The organism is Cellulomonas septica (assembly GCF_012396155.1).
Taxonomy (GTDB): Bacteria; Actinomycetota; Actinomycetes; order Actinomycetales; family Cellulomonadaceae; genus Cellulomonas; species Cellulomonas septica.
Map to the genome: position 1 here is coordinate 1 of NZ_JAAXOY010000766.1, position 1,457 is coordinate 1,457.

Consider the following 1,457-nt stretch of genomic DNA (forward strand, 5'->3'; position numbering starts at 1 on the left):
CACCCGGCTGGCCGGGCTCGGTCGGAGCAGGTGCGGACGAGCCGGTCGCCGACGGGGCCGGCGCGGAGGTCGACGCCGTCGAGGACGCCGACGGGGTCGGGGTCTCGGCGCCCGCGTCGGACCGCCCGGGCGTGCAGGCGGCCAGGCCGACCCCGGCCAGCAGGGCCGCGCCGACGGCGACCGCCAGGACGCGCGAGCGGGTGCGGGGCATGACCAAGGACCTCCGGGATGGGCGCGACGACCATTCACGCTAGCCCAGCGGTCCGGGCGTCACGAAGGACCGCGGCGTGCCCCGCGTCCGTGTCGCCGCATGTGTCCGGATCGTCGCCCGGTCCGCGCCGGGGACGCCCTCAGCTGCCGGTCGTGAGCAGGCTGAGCAGGTACGTGCCGTAGCCCGACTTCGTCAGCGCCTCGGCGCGCTCGCGCAGCTCGTCGTCCGTGAGGAACCCGCGGCGCCAGGCGACCTCCTCGGGGCAGCCGACCTTGAGGCCCTGGCGGTGCTCGATGGTCCGCACGTAGTCGGACGCCTCGAGGAGCGAGTCGAAGGTGCCGGTGTCCAGCCAGGCGGTGCCGCGCGGGAGGACCTCGACCTGCAGGCGGCCCTGCTCGAGGTAGGCGCGGTTCACGTCCGTGATCTCGTACTCGCCGCGGGCGGACGGCTCGAGGTCGCGTGCGATGGCCACGACGTCGTTGTCGTAGAAGTAGAGCCCGGGCACCGCGTACGAGGACTTGGGCTGCGCGGGCTTCTCCTCGAGGGAGAGCGCGCGACCCTCGGCGTCGAACTCGACGACGCCGTAGGCGGTCGGGTCGGCCACGCGGTAGGCGAACACCGCGCCGCCGTCGATGTCGGAGAACCGCTGCAGCTTCGAGCCGAGGCCCGGCCCGTAGAAGATGTTGTCGCCGAGCACGAGGGCCGCGCTGTCGCCGCCGACGAAGTCGGCGCCGAGCACGAACGCCTGGGCCAGCCCGTTCGGCTCGGCCTGCACGGTGTAGCTGATGGAGATGCCGAACTGCGACCCGTCGCCGAGCAGCCGCTGGAACTGCTCCGCGTCGTGCGGCGTCGTGATCACCAGCACGTCGCGGATCCCGGCGAGGATCAGCGTCGACAGCGGGTAGTAGATCATCGGCTTGTCGTAGACCGGGACGAGCTGCTTGCTGACGCCCAGCGTGATCGGGTGCAGCCGCGTGCCGGAGCCGCCGGCCAGGATGATTCCGCGCATGACGCCCAAGTCTGCCCTACCCGGCGGACCGACGTCGCCGGGCGTCCTTCCTGGTCGGAATCGGTCCCGAGCCGCCCCGCGGTGTGGGACCTTGGGGGTCCGGAGCGCACCGGACGCTCCGCCGGCACGGCGTCGTCCCGACCGGGCACGCGGATCCCGAGGAGCAGAGCAGTGTCCGTCGTCGTCGCGCCGGCCCGTCCGCCCGCGCCCCCGTCCGGCGCGGGCTCGCCGGTCCGG

General features: G+C 73.9%; 1 protein-coding gene and 1 pseudogene. Both read right to left on the minus strand.

Annotation, left to right across the window (positions count from 1 at the left end; genetic code table 11):
- A pseudogene (locus HGA02_RS20600) lies at positions 1-211 on the minus strand (glycoside hydrolase family 3 protein); the annotation flags it as partial.
- Between the two features lie 139 nt (positions 212-350).
- Positions 351-1,220 carry a glucose-1-phosphate thymidylyltransferase RfbA gene (gene rfbA / locus HGA02_RS18960; protein WP_162352478.1) on the minus strand — a complete coding sequence of 290 codons (870 nt, stop codon included), beginning with the start codon at positions 1,218-1,220 and terminating at the stop codon, positions 351-353.
- Positions 1,221-1,457: the final 237 nt, after the last annotated feature.